Genomic DNA, 20,069 nt, shown 5'->3' with positions numbered 1-20,069 from the left:
CGGCCACCCCCACGTCCGCGCCGTCCACCCCGCCGCCGTCCGGTGGCACGGTGGGCACGGCCGAGGAGAACGAGGTCGTCCGGCTCACCAACGCCGAACGCGCCAAGGGCGGCTGCCGTCCGCTCCAGCACGACCCGCGGCTGCGCGCGGCCGCCTTCGGCCACTCCTCCGACATGGCCAGGCAGAACTACTTCAGCCACACCTCCAAGGACGGCCGCTCGTTCATGGACCGCATCAGGGCGGCCGGGTTCACCGGCGGCACCGGCTGGGCGGAGAACATCGCGATGGGCCAGCGCACCCCCGCCTCGGTGGTCACCTCCTGGATGAACAGTTCGGGCCATCGGACCAACATCATGAACTGCAAGTACACGCTGATCGGCGTGGGCGCCGCCAAGAACGCCCAGGGCCAGATCTACTGGACCCAGGTCTTCGCCGCCAAGTAGCCCCGGCCGGCCTCCCCTCAGGAGAGGCCGGCGTGCCGGTCACGCGCGGCCCGATGTCCGCGGGGGACGGTCGCCGCGGTCAGCGGAAGTCCTCGGCCCGGTCCCGTGCCCACTGTGCGAACGTCCGGGCCGGATTCCCCGTCACGGCCTCGGCGGTGGGCAGCGGGCCCAGGGCGCTCGGATCGAAGTCGCCGAGGTCGGCCGGATCGGCCGGGTTGCCGTCGTAGTCGGTGAATCCCAGCAGGAAGTCCGCGGCCTCGGCGGCGAATCCGCCCATCTTCCGGTAGATCTCGCGTGCCTGCGCCGGGGTGACCTCCTCGAACGCGACCTCTTCGCCGAGCGCGCCGGCGATGGCCTCGACCTGCTCGCGCAGGCTGATCAACGCCGGACCGTTGATGTCGTACGCCTTGCCGTGGTGTCCCTCCTCCAGCAGGGCCTTCAGCGCCACGTCGGCGACGTCACGCTCGTGCACGGGGAACCAGGCCGCGTCCGGGTTCGCGTCCCGCACCAGCCGCTCGGCGCGGATCGACGGCCCCCACAGCGCGAGCTTGTTGGCCGCGAACTCGCCCGGTCGCAGGAACGTCCACTCCAGGCCGGACTCCCGGACGGCCTGTTCGACCGGCGGATGGAAGGTGGTGTCGAAGCCGCCGGTCACCGCGCCCGAGGAGAGCACGACGATTCGCCGGACGCCCGCTCCCCCGGCGCGTTCGACGAGCCGCTTGACCGTCGACGGCTCCGGGAAGAGGAACATCCGGTCCACGCCGTCGAAGGGCACGCTCTCCGGCTCGGTGAGATCTCCCTGGACGACCTCCGCGCCGGGCAGGTCGGCCCGCCGCGGGTCCCTGGTCAGCGCGCGTACTTGAACCCCGGCCTCGACCAGGCCCGCGGTCACGTGCCGTCCTACGTTCCCGGTCGCTCCGGTCACCAGCACTTTCATGCGCGTCCTCCATTTTTCGTACGTCCTACGGATAAACAATACCGTACGCTATACGAAAAAAGGGGGCGGGCGGATGGAACGCAGCGGTGGCGGAGATCCTCGGGAGACCTTGCGCCTGCTCTGGCGTTCCCCGCAGACCCGATCGGGTCGCGGCCGGCCACCCAAGGTCTCCCTGGACAAGATCGTCGCCGCGGCCCTGGCAGTGGCGGACCGCGACGGACTCGACGCCATGACCATGGACCGGCTCGCCGCGTCCCTCGGCGTCGGCACGATGACGCTCTACACCCACGTGCCGGGCAAGGCCGAACTCGTCGACCTGATGGTGGATGCCGCCTGGCAGGAACTCGACCTGACGCGATCGGGCTCGTGGCGCGACCAGATCGAGCACTACGCGCGGCAGAACGTGACCCTGCACGGGCGTCACCCGTGGCTGCGCGCGGTGTCGACCGTGCGGCCGCCCCTCGGCCCGGGGCTGCTCTCCAGGTCCAACTTCCTGCTGGCCGCCCTATCCATGACCCGGCTGCCGGCCGCCGAAGCGTCCGCGGCGAGCGACGCCATCGTCACGTTCGTCGACGGCGCGGCCGCCACCCTCGCCCAGTACACGCAGGCCGAGCGGATCAGCGGCCAGTCCGACGAGGACTGGTGGGCCGCCCGCCAGGTGTTCTGGGAGACCGTCTTCGACCCGGCGCGATACCCGGCGATCGAGCAGGCCTGGCTGAACGGCGGGTTCGACCGCAGCGCGGCCGAGGCCGCGGCGCACGCGCTCGACCTCGGCCTGCGCGCCCTGCTCGACGGAATCGACGCTCGCGTTCCCCGCTGAGACGGGCGCCGGTGATCGGCACCCGTCTATTCGGATTTTCCCTCAACGCCCCCATCCCGACGGGCACACCAGGCGATTCACCCTCGGCTTCCATCGCCCGCCGGTCAGTAGACGCCGCCGATGATGCGGAAGTCGCGCTCGACGCCTTCGACGATGCGGAAGTCGCGCTCGAAGCCGTCGGGGAGGGCCACCAGCGCCTTCTGGTACGCCTCGCTCTCGTAAGCCGCGACGGCCTGCTCAAAGCTGTCGAACTCAATCAGGACGACGCGATGCGTGCTTCCGGCCTCGTGGGCGACGACTCGGCCGCCAACGGACAGGACGCGCCCGCCCCCAGCCTGGACAGCCGCACCGGCCAGCTTGTCGTAGGCGGTCAGCCGCTCAGGGTCGGAAATGGCGGGGTAGACACTGACCCAGTAGCCCTTGGTCATGGAAACCTCCTGCGTCGGGCCGGACACGTCCGAACGGCGGCGGGTACTGCGGCCGGTTGAATCGTCATATGCGCAGGTTAGGGCTTGATGTGCGGCCGAGGGAAAGATCGGTTCCGGCTAGACTCAGAACGGATCGTTATCAATCGGCAGGGAGGGTACGTGGCGCCGGATACGGTGAGCCTGCGGTACTTCCTGGTGCTGGCGCAGGAGTTGAACTTCACCCGCGCGGCTGCGCGGATCGGTATCGCGCAGCCCGCACTCAGTGCCCGGATGCGCCGATTGGAGGCGGAACTCGGTACGGCCCTGCTGGTCCGCAACACGCGTAGCGTCGTATTGACCACGGCCGGTGCGGCTTTGGCGGAGTCCGCGCCGCCCGCGCTGGCGGCGCTGGACCGGGCATGGGACACCGCCCGGAGCGCGGCGGCCGGTGAACTGGGCACGCTGCGCATCGGATACAGCCTCAGCGCCGGGGCCGAGACGGCACCGGCCCTGGTGGACAGGCTGATTCGCGGCACCAGCGGGCTCGAGGTCGGCGCGGTCCCGATGGCGACACCGGAGATCTCCCCCGCGGTCGCCGACGGCCGCATCGATGCCGGGATCACCCGCGGTGAACAGCCGGGTCGTGGCGTGCGCCGGTTCCTGCTGCGGCGTATGCGCGTCGGGGTCCAGCTGGCGCGGCACCATCCACTGGCCGAGTACCCGGAGATCGAGATCGCCGACGCGGCCGCGTATCCGCTGCGACTCCCGGATCGTGCGGCCAACCCCGTGATCCACGATCAGCTGTCCGCACTGTTCCGAGACATCCGACCACAGCCTCGATTCCACACGTCCGCGGTCTCTTTCGACATGTCTCAGCGCGACCTGCTCGACGGGGTCACCCTCGCCCCGGCCGGAGAAGCCGCGGTCACGGCAGCACCGGCCGGCCTCACCTGGCGACCGCTGCGGGGCGCGCACAGCCTGACGATCCACCTGGTCCTCCCCCGCGAGCAGTCGCCACTGCACCGCCGCATCCGTGCCGTCGCGAAAGCCCTGGCGCACGAGCTGCACTGGCTGCCGGACTGACGCGCGAGAGGTCGAGCGAGACGGACGCCTTCGGTGGCGAGGCCGAAGTCCTTGCGCCCGGCGGACTTCGCGGTGATGACGACAACGGTCTTACTGAAGTGCGGGCAGCGCACCGACGCTCGGCCTGGCGGAGGTGGTGGCGTCGGTGCGCGGGCTGGAGCCCCCGTCAGCCGCCGCGTCAATCAGTCACACGACCCCGAAACCGAACCAGTGGTGGAAGCACCAGGGGGTGCTGCTGCAGTTGGCGGCCCGGACGATGGGCGGGGTGATGTCGGCGTCGGCGTCGTAGCGGACTTTGAGGTTGTCGTCCACGTCGTAGGCGCAGACGCCCAGCACGGGCGGGCACGGGAAGTCAGCCGCGGCCGGTGGAGTGGTCATGACGGAAGCGGGCAGGGACGGGCCGGCCGACTGGTCGAACTACGTCTCGACGTTCAAGGCGGCGCGCGGTTCCCGCGCCCGCTAGATCAAGGCGCGTCCGTCAGCGCGAACCACCGGTTGGCCAGAACGCCGCCAGGGCGCTCGCTGATCTCTTCGGAGAGCAGCGAGCCCCCTGGCGGCGTCCACTGCCCTCGTCGACCCGGGCCTGGCGCAGTGTCTCCGCGGTGCCGATGGCAAGCCCGGTCGCGACCACGTCGATCGTGGCCCACTCGGTCGGGTGGCCCGGCGGCGCCTCGGCGACCATCCGCACCGCCCGGCGGCGCAGCACGGCCGCGTGTGGAGACCCGCCTGGCACGGACTCGATCCTCTGGAGAGATCAGGTCTCCACCGAACCCCGGGAGATTCAAGGTGACCCCAGTGCGGGTGATCCGGCTCAGGGTGGCACGGCAAGCCGATGGAGTTCGGGGTTCAGTCCCGCAGAGTGGCGATGACCTTCTCGATGCGCCGCCGGCGTGTTTCGGGCTTTTTCGCGCTCTCAATGGCACGCACGTGTTCACGCTTGCGACTGTCGGTGAGATCGTCGTAGGCCGCGCGGGCGACCGGGTCCTCGTCGAGGGCTCGGGCGAAGTCCACGGGTTCGACGACGACGCGCGGCTCGGTGTCGAGTTCCAGCTCGACCTCGACCTCCTCGCCTGTCGCGATGCCGGCGGCCTGCCGGTTGGCGTTGCTGAGGCCGAGCAGATGACGGCCGCGCAGGATGGCGACGCGGCTCTTCCAGCAATGCCCGTTGACGGTGATCTTCACCGGCGGTCGCGCGCCCCCGCCGAGCGCCTCGACCACGTCGGGCGGAACTGCCAATCCCCGCATGGGCTCGGGAGGCTCGACGAGGGTGCGAAACTTCACAACGTGCTCCTCTACTCCGCGTAGGGCTGGTCCTGGGCCTGCTCGCTGTAGCCGAGACTCCAGATGTAGCCGTCCGGGTCGGCGAACGTGCCGCCGTACCCTCCCCAGGGCAGGGCGCCGGCGGGCTTGAGTATCGTGGCGCCGGCCTTCTCCGCCTCCGCCATCACCTCGTCCACCCGTGCCTCGCTTCGCACGACGTAGGTGAGCACCAGTCCGCTGAAGCCGCTGCCCTCCGGACTCGTGCCCGCCAGGCCGGCCAGACCTTCGCGGCCGTAGAAGCCGACGGGCGAGGCGCCGTCCGACTCGAAGAACACCGAGATGCCGTAGTCCTGCCCGATCTTCCAGCCGAGTCCTTCGGTGTAGAACTGCTTGGCCCGGTCCATGTCCCGGACGCCTAGAAGGATCGAGCTGACGTGTGCCTTCATGTCTTACTCCTTATGTGTGGATGGTTATGCGGTGCATGGTTGATCATGTGCCCGGCCGGCCGTCCAGGCAGGGCCTGGACGCCACGCCGGTCGCGGTGCGCAGGATGGCGCGTGGGTCGCCGTCGACCCGAGCGGTGACCCTGGCCAGGTGCTCGGCCTCGCGACGCAGCGCGTCATGCATCGCGTACATCGTCGTCATGTCGAGCGTCGTGCTCACGGCCTTCTCCACACGGGTCGTCTCCGGCGGTTTCGGACGTCTCCCACCTTGGAGTGGCCGCACGTCTGCATCAACGTGAGATTCCGTATGATTCGATAACTTGGAACTTATGATGCAAATGGGGACTAAATGGAGATTCGGGATATCGAGATCTTCCTGACTCTGGCCGAGGAGTTGCACTTCGGCCGGACCGCCACCCGGCTCCACGTGTCCCAGGCCCGAGTCAGCCAGGCCATCAGCCAGCAGGAACGCCGCATCGGCAGCCCGTTGTTCGACCGCTCCAACCGCCGTCAGGTCCGCCTGACCTCAGTCGGACAGCAATTGCGCGACGACCTACGGCCGGTCTACTCGGGGCTGCAACAAAGCCTTGAACGCGCCCGGATGGCCTCCCGAGGCATCGCCGCGCGCCTGCGGGTAGGCATGCTGCCCTTCAACGTCCACGATTTCCACCCGTACTGGCAGGAATTCCGTGCGCGGCACCCGCAATGGGAACTTCAGCTAAGCCGCGCCCCCTTCATCGATCCGTTCGCTGCCCTCCGCGACGGTGAGATGGACATCCTGATCGCCTGGCTGCCCGTGGAAGAACCCGACCTGACCGTAGGCCCGTCGCTGCTCACCGACCGCCGGGTGCTCGCCGTCTCCAGCGCCCACGAACCGGCCGGACGGTCTTCGATCCCGCTGGAGGCGCTCGGTGACTTCCAGCACGCCATCGCAACCGACATGCCGGACTACTGGCTGGACAGCTATCTGCCCTTCCACACCCCGCGCGGGCAGACGATCGAACGCATCGCCCCCATCACCAACACCGACGAACTGATCGATCTTGTCGGCACCGGCGAGATCGTCCACACCTTTCCCGCTCACGTCACCCGGTATTGGTCGATGCCCCACCTCCGCTGGCTGCCCATCCCCGACATGCCGCCCCTGACGTACGCCCTGGTGTGGCAGACCGACACCGAAAACGACCTTGTCCGCGCCCTCGCCCAGACCGTCCACGACCTGGGCACCACCACCGTATGAGCAACGCCCGCACCCGCAGGTTCGGCGAGACACCTGGTCAGCCCTCCATCAGCACTGACGGCTCGGGTCCCTGACCATCGGGTTCGCGCAGGATGGTCACCAGGGGGTGGCCGCCGGCATTCCGGCGAGCCGCGTCGCGCAGGCTGAGGTCCTGGTCGCGGACCTCCCGCGGCAGCACCGACCGCGTCTCGTCGGCCGGCGCGGTCAGGGCAGGGGCATCGTTCAGGGGTGCATCCTTCGGCTTGAGACTGACATTCCGCAGATGCGGCGATGACGCGCTGACCTGGTGAGGCAGGGGCGACAAATTGGCCCCTCCCTCACGGGGCCAGCGCACGGTAACAGGACATATGGCACCGGCCTTTATGCGGCGGCCGCGTGGACGCCCACCTCAGGCTGGCGGCCGGCGTGTGTGGGCGCCGGCCTGAGGCCGCTGGCCTCATCTCCTGGCGTCGGGCCCGAATCCCCGTTGCCGTAGTGGCGGCCGATCAGCTGTACGAGGTCGGTCAAGAACGCCGACGAGGCGCGGTTCGCTCTCGCGTTCGCGCGCGCATCGGCGCCGCTCGGCCTCGGCTGCCAGTCACCTGGCGGTGTAGGCGGCCGGCTCGGGCAGAAAGCGGCGCTATGCGCCTTGGAAGTGAAGTGAACCACTGAGAATCTGATCCCCCCGATCCCGCCCAGGCCATGTCGGCCTGGGCGGGATCCGGCTCGGCGAGCGTGACATCACCCGCCTCAGCTTGTGATTTGACCTCTGGTCTCCTGGTGTGCACCGATGGTGATCTGACACACATAGCGGGCAGTGGGATTCGAGCCGAACGGGCGCGGACCCACCGCCACGAACCGCCCGTGCCGTAGTCACGCGAGATCAGGAACCGCGGCTTCGTATTCTCCTCAACCCCGGCTGCCGTCCCCTTGGGAGTCGACAGCTGGGCCGAGCCCGGCTGGGAGGTTGTCGACGGCGAGGGCCACTGCGGTGCCGGCGGTGTGGGTGACTCCGATGTCTTCGAAGCTTCGAGGACGACGGACGTGAAACCGGCCGTCAGGTAGCGGTTCGATCGACGGCGCCTGGACCGACCACGGGTATCTCGTGCAGCTGCTGAACAGCAGCCTGAAATGGCTGGTGAAGGGATAGAGCTGCCGGAGTTTCGGTTCCGCACCGGCAGCCTCGATCAGAGCCACAATGCCCGGGTAGTCGTTGCCGGGATGCAAGGCTTCGAACCGCTCGTGATACCAGCGCCAGACGAGCAGCTGCTGCTGCCAGCGCGCCTCTACGGTCTCCGCCGGGCCGAGCCTGCGGGCAGCGGCGAGATCGGGAAGCTCGGGCTTCGGCGGAATCCGAGGTACCCGACCGAAGGCGCCGGAGTTCATCGTCATGGTTTGTCGCCCGGCTTTCAGTTGTGGATTGGGAAGGATGCCTGGAACGCCAGGCGTTCGTCGGCCCGACCGCCGACGTGGAAGGGAATCTCGTCGAGGGCGATGAACTCCTCCCACGTTGCTCGTCCGGTCGCCTCGGACGGGTGGACCACGATCTTTCGTGATGATTACGATTTGATCAGTGCGTAGTCTTCGGACGCCTCCATGGCGACCAGGAACCGGTATCGCTTTTGGTTCCGCAGCCAGATGTCGAGCCACGGTTTCCCTTCCGGCGCCCAGTAGTAGGCGTTATGCATGCCGCCGTCCGGATCCCATACTGTGGCACCCGGCATGACGTCGTTGAACCCCGGGTCCTTGCTATGAGCGGGCGTGGTGAAGGTCATCGTCAAGCCGGCGCAGTCGAGGTCGGGCAAGTCGCCGACATCGTAGATGCGCAGGCGTCCTGCGGATCTGGTTTGCCGCCGAACTCACGCCAATAATCCCTGAGCTCGGCTCCTGGGCAGTCGGGTAACCGATCCAGGAGGCCCTCGATGTCTCCGTTCCAGACGTAGGCGCGGTAGAGGCTGAGCGTGCACTTGGATGAGAAGTTCTCCATGTTCTTGGCATCGTCATTGCCCTTCCTGCACCGATCGAGCTCGCTGTGGCTGATCTCCTTGGCCAGGCCCGCGGCTTTGGCCGTCTGATTGAGACGGCTGTTCAGCGCCTGCCTTGCCGTGAACCGCAGTTTCTCCACCTCTGGGTCCGAGGGCGAAATCAGGGGCGGTTCTGCTGCCGAGGAGCAGGCTGCGAGGGTGATCGACACGATGGACACCAGCATGACAAGGAATGGCAGCTTGGTCATGGTCCATTTGATGTTCATGAGAGAGGCGTGGTTGCCGAGAGGAGAGCATCCGTGGACATTAAAGTCGCTGTCCACGTCACTTCCTTTCTCTTGGGACTCCGCGGCCTGTCTTTCGGAGACGTAGGTGAAGTTGTTGGGCAGGCGCCAGGACCTCGGTGACCTTGGCGATGGCTTCGGGTCCGGGTTTGACGTAGCGCATGGCGGTGCGGGGGTTCTTGCGCCGGGCCTTGCCCGTGATGCCCCTCCCGGGAGCCAGGCACGACCGTGACCTGCCGGTGGGCGTGGTGCAGCGCGGCCATCGTCACGCTGCCGGTGAGGATCTCCCGCGCTGCGGAGCGTCCCCGCGTTCCGACCACCAGCGCAGCCGCACCGCGCTTACGACCGTACGCGCCGAGCGCCTCGGCCACCGCCCGTCCAGGAGCGCCGGAGCCGCGGGCGAGATCCACCCGCTCGACACCCTCGACCGGCGATCGGGTGGACTCGACCGAAGGATCCGCGGACGCGAGTACCAGATCCCGCCCCGCGAACAGCGCCCGCGACGCCGCGAAAGCAGCCTCGGCCCCCGCTGAGCCATCCCAGCCGATGACCACCGGCCCACCGGCCAGCGCCTCCTGCTCGACGGTCGGCAACGGGTGCGGCACCACCAGTACCGGGCGGGGGGTGTAATGCACCACCATGTCCGACCGCTGCCCAGCACCGCCTGGGCGCCACCCAGCCCGCGAGAGCCCACCATGACCAGATCGGCGTCCATCTCCTGCGCAAGCTGCGCGAAGTAGAGTCCCTCGCCGCCGTAGGCGCGCCGCACCGGCGGCTCGGCGTTCCAGCCGGCCGTGCGCGCGAGCCTGACTCCCCGGTCGGCGAGCCGCCGCGCCTCCGCCTCGCCCTCGCGCTCGCGCTCGATCGCCTCGATGAACCGGTCGAGGTCGGCGGGGCCCCTCCGGCCTGGGCACGACCGGAGCGCTCACGGTGGTCCTGTCCCGCGCTTGATCGTCCATCGGCCCGGAGCCCGCGGAGGCGCTCGCACGGGCGCAGCCGCGGCCGAGCTTCTATGAGTTCTCCGAGGTCTGGGGGCGTAAGTACCCGGCGATCGTGTGCCTGTGGGAGACCAACTGGAGCGAGTTCGTGCCCTTCCTGGCCTTCGACGTGGAGATCCGCAAGGTCATCTGTTCCACCAACGCGATCGAGAGTGTCAACGCCCGCATCCGGAAGGCAGTTCGTTCCCGTGGCCACCTTCCCGAATGAGTCCGCGGCTTTGAAGTGCGTGTTCATGGCGCTGATGAGCCTGGATCCGACCGGCAAGGGCCGCAAGAGATGGACCATGCGCTGGAAGGCGCCCTTGAACTCCTTCCAGATCGCCTTCGAAGGCCGCCTCACCCATGCCAAGGTGCTCGCCCGGGGCCGGCGGTGGGGGCACGTCGGCGGCACGACCAGACGCTCCATCAGCGGTATGAGCGGACGTCGTGCTGATGCGGGTGCCGATCGCCGTTCAGTGCCTGGGACTGTTCGTCCGTGGCTGGGCGAAGATCTGCCGGTCGTGCAGCACGCCCGATCAGGTTAAGGTCGACCCGTGTCGATCCCTTTGCGCTGGCGGCTACTTGATGAGGAAACCGGCGTCACCCTCGCCGACATCACCGAGATCGATGGGCTCTTCACCGACCGAGTGTTCCCGATCGAGCCGTCGTATGAGCGCTACACCTTGTTGAGTTGCGCGCCGTCCGGACCGCTTCTCGCTACGATCGACGGCACGGGGCCTGCCTGGTTCGGCAACCTCGTTGCCGAGGGCGCACACGTTCCCGGCCGACCGGTGAGCGAACGGTGCGAGGCCCAGTGCCGGGAATGCTACGAGATCATGGAGGAACTGCTTGACGTCCGGGTCGTCGGCCACCGCCCCGCCGCAGACGGATCCGGTCTGCTCGACATCGACCTCGAAGGCCATCGCTGCCACGAGGACAACAATCAGGGTGGCACCGTCGCTCCCACCGTCTCCGGTTACCGGCTGTGGTGGTCGACGCCGAACGGATCCAGCGAGGAGATGCCGGCGGCCGGGGAGTGCCGTGACATCGCAGGCCTGTTCCACGAGCGGCCGGAAAGCTGGCCGCCAGGTCCGCCGTTGACCTTGCTGGGCTGCCGTCCTGGACTCAGCGGATCGTTCCAGGCCGAACTGGCCCACGTGCGCGTCGACGGTACGGCCCACACGATGGGCTGGGGACAACGTGTGTTCGGAAGCGTTGTGACCTCGCGCCCCTCCACCCTTGGTGACGATCTTGTCGATGTCGTATTGGATGCGCGGATCCCAGCGCCGATGGCAGCCAACCACCGTCCACTGTGGGACATGTGGCGTGCCGGCGGCCCGACCCAGCCCAACCTCTGGGCCAAGCTCGATCGCAGCGATCGTTACCTGTGGGTACGTGCAGCCGCGATCCACCGGATCTACGCTCCGGACAAGCCTGCGGGCACGGTGTATCACCTGGACGGGCGCCACATCACTGACTACGACGCCTTCTACTGCGCGATCGGCGAGGCGATCAACGGTCCTGGGGGCTGGTTCGGCGGTGACCTGTTCTGGCTGCACGAGAATGCCATCGGGGACGGCGGCGCGACCCCCGGCTTCCGCCTGATCTGGCACGACTCGGAGGTCGCACGCACCCACCTGGTCCCCGGCTACGACCGAAAGAGCTGGGCGCCCGCCGTGACCTTCGACGACCTGGTGCAGTGTCTCACTGAGGACGGCGTTCAGGTTGAACTACGTTGACGAAGCACCGCTGGTGGAGCGATACGGACAACCCGGCTGACTGCTACAGCGCATTTTCGCCCGGCGGAGGCGTTCGGCTGCCTGTGCCCGCAGCGCGTCGCCGCCCGCCGGAGGGCCGCCGCACAGTGCCATCTCCCGGGCATTGTAAGCAGCCATGCACACGCTGGCCGCCCATGCGATCTCCAGCTCCATGGGCGTGAACAAGCGCCCCCGAAAGTCCTGATAAGCCATCAGGAACGCCTCGGAGCTCTCGATCGGCGCCAGGGTCGGCGGCCCTGCACTGGCGAACGACCCGCTCGCCGCTCCCACCAGCGCCGCCTCCGGCTGCCAGGCCAGGCTGTCCCAGTCGTGCACCGTCCACATCTGCCGCCCCCGCCACCGAAGGTTCTGCTCCTCGAAGTCGGCGTGGCCGAGCACGCACGGCAGCCCGGCGGTCAGCAGCCGGCCATGTCGCAGAACCGGTCTCGTCCCAACGCACCCAGGGCGGATTCGGCAACGGCGGCGTGACGATCACACCGGCGAGTTCGGCCATCAGCCGAGCGAATACCTCCGCGCAACGCACGGCCATGTCCGGCGACGCCCCGTGCGACACCTCGCCGCCGGGCCGGAACTCTTCAGCGTGCACAGCCAGCACACCGACACTGACCAGCGGCCTCGTCGGCACGTGCCTTGACGACAACGTCCCGGCCACCGGCCAACCGTAGACCGAACACCATCAAGACCTGTTGCGACCGGAACACCACGTCGGCGGGTTTGTCACTCAGATGGTCAAGACACCAGTGCGGCAACTCGTCCAGGGGCACGCTCATGACTGTGCCGAAGACACCGAACCCAGCGGAAGCGAGAGGTACGAACACAGTTCTCCGCCTCGCCGGCATGACCGTCTCTCGCTGACGTCCCAGGCAGGCGCACCAGCCAGATCACCATGGGACTGGAAACACCTGCTGAACGAGCCGCACGAGTCCGTCGCGCGGTGCGCAGTCCGGCAGACAGCCACCGATGTGATGGCGATCGGTCGGTATGAGCAAGCAGCAGCCCTTGATCGGTTCTATCGGTGACAAGGATGTGCTTCGCGGGATGAGGTGGCGCTGGTGCAGCCCACGTCCAAGGTCGAGTCGTACACGGCGATCCGCCGCGGCTCTCGATCGGGGCTGTCCATCCGGACCATCCAGAGCAAGCACAACGTGGGCTTCCGCACCGTGGAGAAGTCGCTGGTTTCGGTCTGCGGCAGACGCCGCCACCGTGGCGATGACCCCTTCAGTGAGTGCTGGTACGTGGCTCGGCGACGCCCACGAGGAAGTTCCCGCGAAACCGGATGTCAGCGGACCAGCCCAGGTCGGCGAGGTCGGTGGTGAGCTGCTCGGGGTCGTGGAAGATCTTCACGATGTTGTAGCTGCTGCCGTCGTCGAGTCGGCGCACCGTGGCCGCGACGTCCTCGCGTGCGGCCTCGGCGGGGCCCTCGTCGATGAAGACCGCTTTGCCACGCGGTGCGAGAGCGGCGGCGACGGTGGCCCAGAAGGCAGCGAACCGGGCGGGTGGGACGTGGGAGAGCCAGAAGGCGAAGAAGACGCTGTCGTAGCGGCGCGCCGGCTGCCAGGCGAAGAGGTCGGCCTGGTGGAACTGCACGTTGGGCGATGTGGCCCGGGTGCGGGCGATGGCCAGCGCCTCGGGCGAGGCGTCCACGGCGGTGACCGTGCGCGCTCGGGCTGCGAGTGCCCGGGTCCACTGTCCTGTTCCGCAGGCCAGTTCCAGCGTGTCTCCGGTGATGGGCAGGTCGCCGGCCACGCTCAGCAGTTCGCGCAGGTCTTCGCGCTGGTCGTAGACCCGGTCGTATTCGCTCGCGCGGGCCCGGTAGTAGGTGATCTGCTCGGCTACAAGGGCTTCGTCGTCGATCGCCATGAGACGACCATAACGATGGAGCCGAGCACCGATCTAGAACCACGGCACATCGATTCCGGCGCCGGCCCGGCCGGACATCGCGGATCGGCTCCCTTTCCTGCGGACGTCACCCGTGTGCAAGGCTCCACCGGTTCAGTCATGCGGCAGGCGGCCACCGCGTCGGAGGAAGTCGCGCTCGGGGCCGGGAGGCGCCAGAGCGGCGGCTCGCCGGTAGGCGGCACTCGCCTCGCCCGGCCGGTCCAGGCGGCGCAGCAGTTCGGCCCGGGCAGCGTGGACGGGGTAGTACTGGTCCAGCTCCGCCTCCAACTCCTCGATGAGGGTCAGGCCCGCGGCGGGTCCGCGTACCTCGGCGATCGCGATGGCGCGGTTGAGCGCCACCACCGGGGTGGGGGCCAGGCTGTAGAGATGGTCGTAGAGGGCGACGATCTGGCTCCAGTCGGTGTCGGCGGCGGTCGGGGCGTCGGCGTGGACCGCGTTGATGGCGGCTTGGAGCTGGTAGGGGCCGGGCCGGTCGCGAGCCAGGCAACGGCGCACGATGCCGTGTCCCTCCGCGATCAGGCCGCGGTCCCAGCGGCCGCGATCCTGCTCAGCCAGCAGGATCAGACCCCCGTCCGGCCGGATGCGGGCGGCCCGGCGGGACTCGACGAGCAGCAGCAGGGCCAGCAGGCCGGCCACCTCGCCTTCGTCGGGCATGAGCGCGGCCAGCACGCGGGCCAGCCGGATCGCCTCCGGGCACAGCACCGACCGCTCCGTACCGGACAGGCCGGTGGTGTAGATGAGGTAGACGACGGCCAGCACCGGCGGCAGACGGTCGGGCAGCTCATGGCCGGCGGGGATCCGGTACGGGATGCGCGCGGCCTTGATCTTGCGTTTGGCCCGGACCAGGCGTTGCGCCATGGCCGGTTCGGCCACCAGGAAACAGCGGGCCACCTGCTCGGTGGACAGGCCCCCGAGCAGCCGCAGAGTGAGCGCGACCTGCGTCTCGGGCGCCAGGGCGGGGTGGCAGCAGGTGAAGATCAGCCTGAGCCGGTCGTCGGGCACGACTCCTCCTTCCTGGAGCGGGCCGCCGTCACCGGCCATGAGCGCCGCCTCGCTCAGCAGCCGCCGTTCGCGCGTGCGGCGGCGCAGTCGGTCCAGGGCGCGGTTGCGGGCGGTGGTGGTGATCCAGCCGCCGGGGTTCGGCGGCAGCCCCTCGGCCGGCCACTTGTCCAAGGCCAGCGCGTACGCCTCCTGGACCGCGTCCTCGGCGACGTCGATGTCGCCGAACACGCCGATCAAAGCGGCCAGCGACCGGCCGTACTCCTGGCGGAAGATCCGGCCGATCGCGTCGGGGTCGACGGGCAACGCTCAGTCTCCGGACGTGGCGGCGAACGGGCGTACCTCGATCGGCGTGTCGATGGCCGCGGTGACCTGCGCGGCCAGGGCCAGCGCGGCATCCAGGTCGTCGGCCCGGACGATGTAGAAGCCGGCGAGGTGCTCCTTGGACTCGCTGAAGGGGCCGTCGGTGGTCACGGTCCGGCCGCCGGCGGTGCGGACGACGGTGGCGGTGTCGGCCTCGTGCAGCCGGCCGGAGAACACCCACATCCCGGACGTCTTCATCTCCTCCTCGATGGCGCCGAGCCGGCCATGGGACCGGCGCATCTCGTCTTCCGTCCTGGGTTCGGTGACCGGCTCGCGGCTCTGGCCCTCGACGCTGTGCACGGACAGCAGGTAGTGCGGCATGGCGGTGCTCCTCTCAGGGGCGGACCCTGTCGGCCCGGTCACCTGACTACGAACGGGCTCCGGCCGGATCGACACCTGCGCTCGAAAAATCTAGTCCGCTTACCCGGCGGGGGGACAGTCGTGGGCCCGGGCCTCGGCCAGGAGGTCGCGCCACGCCTGCTCGTCGGCGGACAGGGGCTTGTAGTGGTGGATGAAGCCGACCCGGGAGAATCTCGTGCGCGGAGTGCCCGGCCCGGGTCTGAGTGGCGATCGAGACGCCGTGTTCGTGCGCCATCCGTTTTGATTCGCGTTCCAGCGAGGGATGCGGACCACCTGGATACTTCCAACGTCGTAATCAGGAACGCCTCTGCTCCGCCAGTCGTACCCTCAAGTCCCTTCGCAGGCATGATGACCAGGGCAGGCCCGCCGCGAAACGCTGTCGGGCATGAACGTGACAACGAGCCGCCAGAGGAGTTTCGCCGGCTGGGTCGGCGATCATGCCCGTGCCCTGGAAACCCTGGACTTCCAGTTCCCCTTGGACGACCTCGAGCCGCTGCGCGACATCGTCGGCGGCGCGCGGGTCGTGGCGCTTGGCGAGAGCTCCCACCACGTCCGGGAGTTCTACCAGGTACGCCACCGCATCCTGCGGTTCCTGGTCGAACGGTGCGGTTTCGAGGTGTACGCCTTGGAGGCCCCGTTCACCCAGGGCCAGGTCCTGGACCGCTGGGTCCGCGGCGGCCCCGGCACCGTGGAGCAGGTCGCGGCAGATGGTATCGCTCTGTCACTCGGCCAGTGCCAGGAAATGCACGAGGCGCTGACTTGGATGAGAGAACGGAACCGCACCGCCGTAGAAGCGCCGCTGCGGTGCCTGGGCACCGACCTGCCCGGCGCCGCGGCATCGCCTCTGCCCGCGCTGGAGGAGGTGGCCGACTACGTGCGCCGGGTCATCCCGGAGGCGCTTCCGCTGCTGGAACAGGCGCTCAGCGTGGCGCGCCGCTTCGACGACCCGGTGACCTTCACGGCGCTCGGCCGCTACCAGACCCTCGACCCTGGCGAGCAGGACCTGCTCACCAGCGCGCTGAGCCGACTGATGGGGCACCTGCAGCGTCTGGCTCTCGTCCAGCGCGCCCACGGCCACGGGGCCGAGCACGACACGGCCATGTGGCACCTGCGCGGCGCCTGGTATCTCGACCAGCTCCACCGCGCCAACGTCCAGGAGGGCTTCGAGTCCGCCTCGACGTATCGTGACGTCTACATGGCCGAGACCGTGTTGCGCCTGGCGGAGGGCGGCTCACGCGTGGTGCTGGCAGCGCACAACTGGCACATCCAGCGCACACCGGCGGCCGATAGCCAGGGGAACCCGCTCCTGCCGACCGGCGCCCACCTCGCCGCCGCCCTGGGAGACGACTACCGGGCGATCGGTGTCACGTCGAGCCTGGGCCGCACCACCACTCTGGGGGAACCAACTCCGGAGCGACCCCACGGCGCCTGGTACGACGCGCCGCTTCCGCCGCCCGCCGAGGGAAGCATTGAGGCGGCGTTTCCCACCGACCGGCTTTGGACGCTCGCCGATCTGCGTGCGGCCCGTCCGCACATCGACGACGCGGCGTCCTTCCAGCACTCGCGCATGGCCGACTATTTCCTGGACATGCCGGTGTTCGAGGCGTTCGACGCCATCGCGCACGTATCCCGGACGACCGGCACCGATCACGTGCTGGAACGCGTCGTGAATTGAGGTCGTAAGCAGTTCCCGCGCGTCTGGGCTGAGGAGGCTTTCAGCTCGGCGGCCGCATGGACGCGGCGCACAATTCTCTCCGTCAAGGAAACATCATGGGCATCAGCTCCGAACGCGACCTCGTTGACTTTCTGATCACCTACACCCGGGACATGGCTGTCTCCGACGAGGAGCCTGACGCGATCCTCGACCGCTACTTCGTTCCGGACTTCGAGTACTGCAACGACGGACTCGTGATCGACCGACAGCGCATGATCGATCATGTCCGCCCTGTCCGCAAGAATGTCGACAGAGAGGCGATGACCGCTGACGACTGGTCTGGTGTCGAGATCCACCAGGCGCTGGTCTCGGGTGACCGGATCGCCGCTCGGTGGACCTTGCGCACCAAGTTGCGCAAGGGCAAGACCTTCGCGGCGGAGATCTACATGTTCGGCCACTTGGCGTCAGACGGCCGGATCCGCCGGATCGATCAGATCAGCAAGCAACTGGAAGAAGTGCAGTAGCCCTGCCCGCTCGCGGACAGGGATGAGGCCCTCGCGACGAAGGCGACGTGCAGAGCTTGTCAGCCAATACCGGGAGTGACTAGCCAGTGTGGAGCGGTTTCATCGGGACCGCCGCGCGGCGTTCGGGCGAGCCAGGTCTTGCGGCCGCAGCATCGTGCCGGTCACCGGCCGCGCCTGGGCGACATGTCGGCCAGGCGCGGTGGCATACCTCCGCCATACCGCGCGTCCCTAGGTTTTCTCCTGTCTCAGAAACCGCTTCAGATAAAGGGGCAGATTCCATGCGCGGAGCAAACCAGCTCGGTATCCTCGCCGCCGTCACGATCAGCGCCGGCGCTCTGCTGGGGGGACCTGCGGCTGCTGCTGATGAGATCCCGGCGGACTCAGCTGTGGCCACCTTCGAATTCGACGTCATCTCCGCCAAGGAGACAACCATGCCGGGTACGACGGGTACGGGCGTTCCGGCGGTCAAGTGCAAGACCTTCCAGAGCACCAAGACCGCGAAGAACATCTTCGGGTCGACGCTGTTCAAGTTCCACCAGAAGGTGACCTGGTGCTTCAACGGCACGAAGATCACGTCCGCGTCCTCGAAGGCGTGGGCGGACAGCATCGCAACCGGGTGGAGATACCACGGCATCCAGTCCGAGAAGACCAGCGGCGGAGCTGGAAAGGGCTCCTACACGGCTTGGCGTCAGAGCAAGTTCTGCCTCACCGTCCCCGGCACGGGCGCGGGCTGCACGTCGGAGAAGCGGCCCTGGATCGAGCAGAAGGTCACGAAGACCGGCGGCACCTCGTCTGACAGCGGCATGTGACCGGCGGGCGCGGGGGCCGCGCCGGCTCACGACCGTCCACCGAATCGGTACTGGCAGGCCGTTAGCTACCGTTCGGGGACCGGTTTCCTCCTGCGCGAACTGGTCGATCCGTTCGCGCAGGCTCGCCGCTCCTGCTCGGACAGGCCCCGCAGGAGTGCGAATCACCCGGTCAGCGGCGACATACCGCTGGCATACCGCCGATCCCTACCGTGCTCGTTCGTGACATGGACAAGAATCGGCGCGTGCGCCGTCATGATGGCGATGTCGGCGGCCGTGGCCGTCCCGGGGTCCGCCGCGGCCCAGCAGAGCGGGCTGAGTCCCTACGATCAGCTGGTCCTCTCGCACGAACCGGCCGCTTACTGGCGGCTGTCCCACCCGTCGTCCGGTACGGAGACCGACCGCACCGGCCATGGCCACAAGGGCACCTTCCGGGGCGTCACGAGTTCGGTGCAGCTCCCCAACAGGGACGGCGCCGCTGTCTTCAACGGCTCCTCGGGCTATTTCGAGGTCCCCAACGCCAATGCCTTCCACATCTCCACCACCGGGAAGTTCACCGTGGAGGCGTGGATCAGGCCGCACACGCTGGAGTTCGCCGACGACGAGCAGGACGGCTACGTCTACTGGATGGGCAAGGGCACGAAGTCCGGCCCCGGCGGCGACCGGGAGTGGGCCGGTCGCATGTACAACAAGTCCCACCCCGACCGCCCCAACCGCGTCTCCGGTTACGCCTGGAACCTCGACGGCGGCTTCGGGGCCGGCGCCGCCTTCCAGCACCCGCTGACGGTGAACCAGTGGATGCATGTCGCGATCACGTTCGACACCTCAGAGGGCGCCTACGGCAAAGTGCGCATCTACAAGAACGGCGTGCAGGCCAGTGCCGGAGACCTGACCTACCGCCCGGGTCAGCCCGACGAGGTCATCGTCAGGCCCAAGCCCGGCTCGGCCCCTGTCCGGGTGGGCACCCGGGACTTCAAGTCGTATTTCAAGGGGGCGATCGGGAAGTTCGCCATCTACGATCGCGCACTCACGGCGGCCGAACTCCGCTCGCACTACGCGGTGATGACCGGCGCGAACACGGACTTCAACGGTGACGGGGCCGGTGACCTCTTCTCGTCCGCCACCGGGACGTTGACCGTCTGGAACGGCACCGGCGCCAACACGTTCGCCTCTGCGGTACCGATCGGGGGCGGCTGGGCCGCCTACAGCCGGCCGGTCGCGGGCGACTTCAACCGCGACGGCCGCACCGACCCGGCCGCACCGACCTGGCCGCCTCGAAGAAGGACGACCACACCCTCCACATCTGGAACGGCAAGGGCGGCAACGACTTCACCGCGGCCCAGCGACTCGGGCCCGGCTGGGAACCGTACGAGGCGACGCTGATCTCGCTCGGCGACATAAACCAGGACGGCAACGACGACCTCGGAGCCACGCACAACGGCACGTTGTACGTCTGGAACGGCAAGGGCGACAACCAGTTCGGAGCCGCCCAGGCCGTCGGGCCGGGCTGGGACGCCTACACCCGTCCGATCGGGGGTGATTTCAACGGCGACGGCATCGGCGACCTGGCGGCGGTCAGGAAGACCGACCACACTCTCGTCATCTGGAACGGCAGGGGTGCCAACAACTTCACCGCCGGCCAGGACGTCGGGCCGGGCTGGGAACCGTACGCGAGCACATTGATGTCCCCCGGCGACATCAACCACAACGGCCGCGCCGATCTCGCGGCCACCCGCGACGGCACCCTCTACATCTGGAACGGCAGGGGCGACAACCGGTTCGGCGACGCTCAGTCCCGCGGGCCGGGCTGGGCGGGGCACTTCTGAGA

At 68.5% G+C, this 20,069-nt stretch carries 26 protein-coding genes and 1 pseudogene; 11 read left to right on the top strand and 16 right to left on the bottom strand.

Annotated elements, in window-relative coordinates; genetic code table 11:
- Nucleotides 1-443 (top strand): CAP domain-containing protein (locus tag HII36_RS42880; protein ID WP_173529092.1); only part of this gene is annotated, 443 nt, incomplete at its 5' end.
- 79 nt (nucleotides 444-522) lie between these two features.
- Here the strand turns inward: HII36_RS42880 and HII36_RS42875 are convergent.
- Nucleotides 523-1,380 carry an SDR family oxidoreductase gene (locus HII36_RS42875; RefSeq protein WP_173529091.1) on the bottom strand — a complete coding sequence of 286 codons (858 nt, stop codon included), beginning with the start codon at nucleotides 1,378-1,380 and terminating at the stop codon, nucleotides 523-525.
- A gap of 73 nt (nucleotides 1,381-1,453) precedes the next feature.
- Here HII36_RS42875 and HII36_RS42870 point away from each other — a divergent pair, with 73 nt between their 5' ends.
- Entirely contained in the window at nucleotides 1,454-2,200 is a 747-nt protein-coding gene (locus HII36_RS42870; protein WP_173529090.1) for a TetR/AcrR family transcriptional regulator, read from the top strand.
- Between the two features lie 104 nt (nucleotides 2,201-2,304).
- Here HII36_RS42870 and HII36_RS42865 read toward each other — a convergent pair whose 3' ends face one another.
- Nucleotides 2,305-2,628, bottom strand: coding sequence for a DUF1330 domain-containing protein (locus HII36_RS42865; protein ID WP_173529089.1), 324 nt, complete (start codon nucleotides 2,626-2,628; stop codon nucleotides 2,305-2,307).
- Between the two features lie 159 nt (nucleotides 2,629-2,787).
- Between HII36_RS42865 and HII36_RS42860 the strand changes: the two genes are divergently transcribed.
- On the top strand, nucleotides 2,788-3,690 hold the full coding sequence (locus HII36_RS42860) for a LysR family transcriptional regulator (protein WP_173529088.1): 903 nt from the start codon (nucleotides 2,788-2,790) through the stop codon (nucleotides 3,688-3,690).
- A 186-nt stretch (nucleotides 3,691-3,876) separates the two neighbouring features.
- Here HII36_RS42860 and HII36_RS42855 read toward each other — a convergent pair whose 3' ends face one another.
- From HII36_RS42855 to HII36_RS42835, 5 genes are all read right to left on the bottom strand, one after another.
- Nucleotides 3,877-4,068 carry a hypothetical protein gene (locus HII36_RS42855; RefSeq protein ID WP_173529087.1) on the bottom strand — a complete coding sequence of 64 codons (192 nt, stop codon included), beginning with the start codon at nucleotides 4,066-4,068 and terminating at the stop codon, nucleotides 3,877-3,879.
- A 100-nt stretch (nucleotides 4,069-4,168) separates the two neighbouring features.
- Entirely contained in the window at nucleotides 4,169-4,423 is a 255-nt protein-coding gene (locus HII36_RS42850; RefSeq protein ID WP_173529086.1) for a hypothetical protein, read from the bottom strand.
- A gap of 113 nt (nucleotides 4,424-4,536) precedes the next feature.
- On the bottom strand, nucleotides 4,537-4,971 hold the full coding sequence (locus tag HII36_RS42845; protein WP_217370671.1) for a YdeI/OmpD-associated family protein: 435 nt from the start codon (nucleotides 4,969-4,971) through the stop codon (nucleotides 4,537-4,539).
- Nucleotides 4,972-4,982: 11 nt separating this feature from the next.
- Nucleotides 4,983-5,396 (bottom strand): VOC family protein, encoded by a 414-nt coding sequence (locus HII36_RS42840; protein WP_173529085.1) that lies wholly within the window; start codon nucleotides 5,394-5,396, stop codon nucleotides 4,983-4,985.
- Nucleotides 5,397-5,439: 43 nt separating this feature from the next.
- Nucleotides 5,440-5,613, bottom strand: coding sequence for a hypothetical protein (locus HII36_RS42835; protein ID WP_217370670.1), 174 nt, complete (start codon nucleotides 5,611-5,613; stop codon nucleotides 5,440-5,442).
- Nucleotides 5,614-5,742: 129 nt separating this feature from the next.
- On the opposite strand from HII36_RS42835, the gene HII36_RS42830 reads away from it, so the two are divergent.
- The gene (locus HII36_RS42830; RefSeq protein ID WP_173529084.1) at nucleotides 5,743-6,633 is read left to right on the top strand and encodes a LysR family transcriptional regulator; all 891 of its coding nucleotides are present in this window, start codon (nucleotides 5,743-5,745) and stop codon (nucleotides 6,631-6,633) included.
- Nucleotides 6,634-6,670: 37 nt separating this feature from the next.
- Here the strand turns inward: HII36_RS42830 and HII36_RS42825 are convergent, their stop codons facing one another.
- The 5 genes from HII36_RS42825 to HII36_RS59365 all read right to left on the bottom strand — a co-directional run bounded on the left by HII36_RS42825 (nucleotide 6,671) and on the right by HII36_RS59365 (nucleotide 9,522).
- Nucleotides 6,671-6,937, bottom strand: coding sequence for a hypothetical protein (locus HII36_RS42825; protein WP_173529083.1), 267 nt, complete (start codon nucleotides 6,935-6,937; stop codon nucleotides 6,671-6,673).
- A gap of 584 nt (nucleotides 6,938-7,521) precedes the next feature.
- Entirely contained in the window at nucleotides 7,522-8,004 is a 483-nt protein-coding gene (locus HII36_RS42820; protein WP_173529082.1) for a DUF6193 family natural product biosynthesis protein, read from the bottom strand.
- A 167-nt stretch (nucleotides 8,005-8,171) separates the two neighbouring features.
- On the bottom strand, nucleotides 8,172-8,417 hold the full coding sequence (locus HII36_RS42815) for a hypothetical protein (protein WP_173529081.1): 246 nt from the start codon (nucleotides 8,415-8,417) through the stop codon (nucleotides 8,172-8,174).
- Nucleotides 8,390-8,920, bottom strand: coding sequence for a hypothetical protein (locus HII36_RS42810; RefSeq protein WP_173529080.1), 531 nt, complete (start codon nucleotides 8,918-8,920; stop codon nucleotides 8,390-8,392). The genes HII36_RS42815 and HII36_RS42810 overlap by 28 nt, the downstream gene beginning before the upstream one ends.
- On the bottom strand, nucleotides 8,860-9,522 hold the full coding sequence (locus HII36_RS59365) for a universal stress protein (RefSeq protein WP_217370669.1): 663 nt from the start codon (nucleotides 9,520-9,522) through the stop codon (nucleotides 8,860-8,862). Before HII36_RS59365 ends, HII36_RS42810 begins: the two co-directional genes overlap by 61 nt.
- A 379-nt stretch (nucleotides 9,523-9,901) precedes the next feature.
- Between HII36_RS59365 and HII36_RS57310 the strand changes: the two are divergent.
- Both HII36_RS57310 and HII36_RS58940 read left to right on the top strand, forming a co-directional pair.
- Nucleotides 9,902-10,229 (top strand): annotated as a pseudogene (locus HII36_RS57310) (transposase); the annotation flags it as partial.
- Nucleotides 10,230-10,412: 183 nt separating this feature from the next.
- Nucleotides 10,413-11,597, top strand: coding sequence for a barstar family protein (locus HII36_RS58940; RefSeq protein ID WP_173529079.1), 1,185 nt, complete (start codon nucleotides 10,413-10,415; stop codon nucleotides 11,595-11,597).
- On the opposite strand, the gene HII36_RS56095 is transcribed toward HII36_RS58940, so the two are convergent.
- The 4 genes from HII36_RS56095 to HII36_RS42775 form a co-directional block, all read right to left on the bottom strand.
- Nucleotides 11,589-12,014, bottom strand: a complete 426-nt coding sequence (locus tag HII36_RS56095; protein ID WP_217370667.1) for a hypothetical protein — start codon at nucleotides 12,012-12,014, stop codon at nucleotides 11,589-11,591. The genes HII36_RS58940 and HII36_RS56095 overlap by 9 nt on opposite strands.
- A gap of 840 nt (nucleotides 12,015-12,854) precedes the next feature.
- Complete coding sequence (locus tag HII36_RS42785) at nucleotides 12,855-13,496, bottom strand: class I SAM-dependent methyltransferase (protein ID WP_173529078.1); 642 nt, start codon at nucleotides 13,494-13,496, stop codon at nucleotides 12,855-12,857.
- Nucleotides 13,497-13,628: 132 nt separating this feature from the next.
- Nucleotides 13,629-14,840 (bottom strand): RNA polymerase sigma factor, encoded by a 1,212-nt coding sequence (locus tag HII36_RS42780; protein ID WP_173529077.1) that lies wholly within the window; start codon nucleotides 14,838-14,840, stop codon nucleotides 13,629-13,631.
- A 3-nt stretch (nucleotides 14,841-14,843) separates the two neighbouring features.
- Entirely contained in the window at nucleotides 14,844-15,218 is a 375-nt protein-coding gene (locus HII36_RS42775; protein WP_173529076.1) for a YciI family protein, read from the bottom strand.
- Between the two features lie 424 nt (nucleotides 15,219-15,642).
- Between HII36_RS42775 and HII36_RS42770 the strand changes: the two genes are divergently transcribed.
- From HII36_RS42770 to HII36_RS42750, 5 genes are all read left to right on the top strand, one after another.
- Complete coding sequence (locus tag HII36_RS42770) at nucleotides 15,643-16,932, top strand: erythromycin esterase family protein (protein ID WP_173529075.1); 1,290 nt, start codon at nucleotides 15,643-15,645, stop codon at nucleotides 16,930-16,932.
- Nucleotides 16,933-17,027: 95 nt separating this feature from the next.
- The gene (locus HII36_RS42765; RefSeq protein ID WP_173529074.1) at nucleotides 17,028-17,435 is read left to right on the top strand and encodes a nuclear transport factor 2-like protein; all 408 of its coding nucleotides are present in this window, start codon (nucleotides 17,028-17,030) and stop codon (nucleotides 17,433-17,435) included.
- Between the two features lie 278 nt (nucleotides 17,436-17,713).
- A complete protein-coding gene (locus tag HII36_RS42760) occupies nucleotides 17,714-18,244 on the top strand; it encodes a hypothetical protein (RefSeq protein ID WP_173529073.1) in 531 nt (176 codons plus the stop codon).
- A 219-nt stretch (nucleotides 18,245-18,463) separates the two neighbouring features.
- The gene (locus HII36_RS42755; RefSeq protein WP_173529072.1) at nucleotides 18,464-19,624 is read left to right on the top strand and encodes a LamG-like jellyroll fold domain-containing protein; all 1,161 of its coding nucleotides are present in this window, start codon (nucleotides 18,464-18,466) and stop codon (nucleotides 19,622-19,624) included.
- Nucleotides 19,507-20,067 carry an FG-GAP repeat domain-containing protein gene (locus tag HII36_RS42750; RefSeq protein WP_328808145.1) on the top strand — a complete coding sequence of 187 codons (561 nt, stop codon included), beginning with the start codon at nucleotides 19,507-19,509 and terminating at the stop codon, nucleotides 20,065-20,067. The genes HII36_RS42755 and HII36_RS42750 overlap by 118 nt, the downstream gene beginning before the upstream one ends.
- The last annotated feature ends 2 nt before the right edge of the window (nucleotides 20,068-20,069 follow it).

The organism is Nonomuraea antri (assembly GCF_013283785.1).
GTDB classification, from domain to species: domain Bacteria; phylum Actinomycetota; class Actinomycetes; order Streptosporangiales; family Streptosporangiaceae; genus Nonomuraea; species Nonomuraea antri.
Note: the sequence above shows the minus strand (reverse complement) of the source record. Positions and strands in the feature narration are given on the sequence as shown.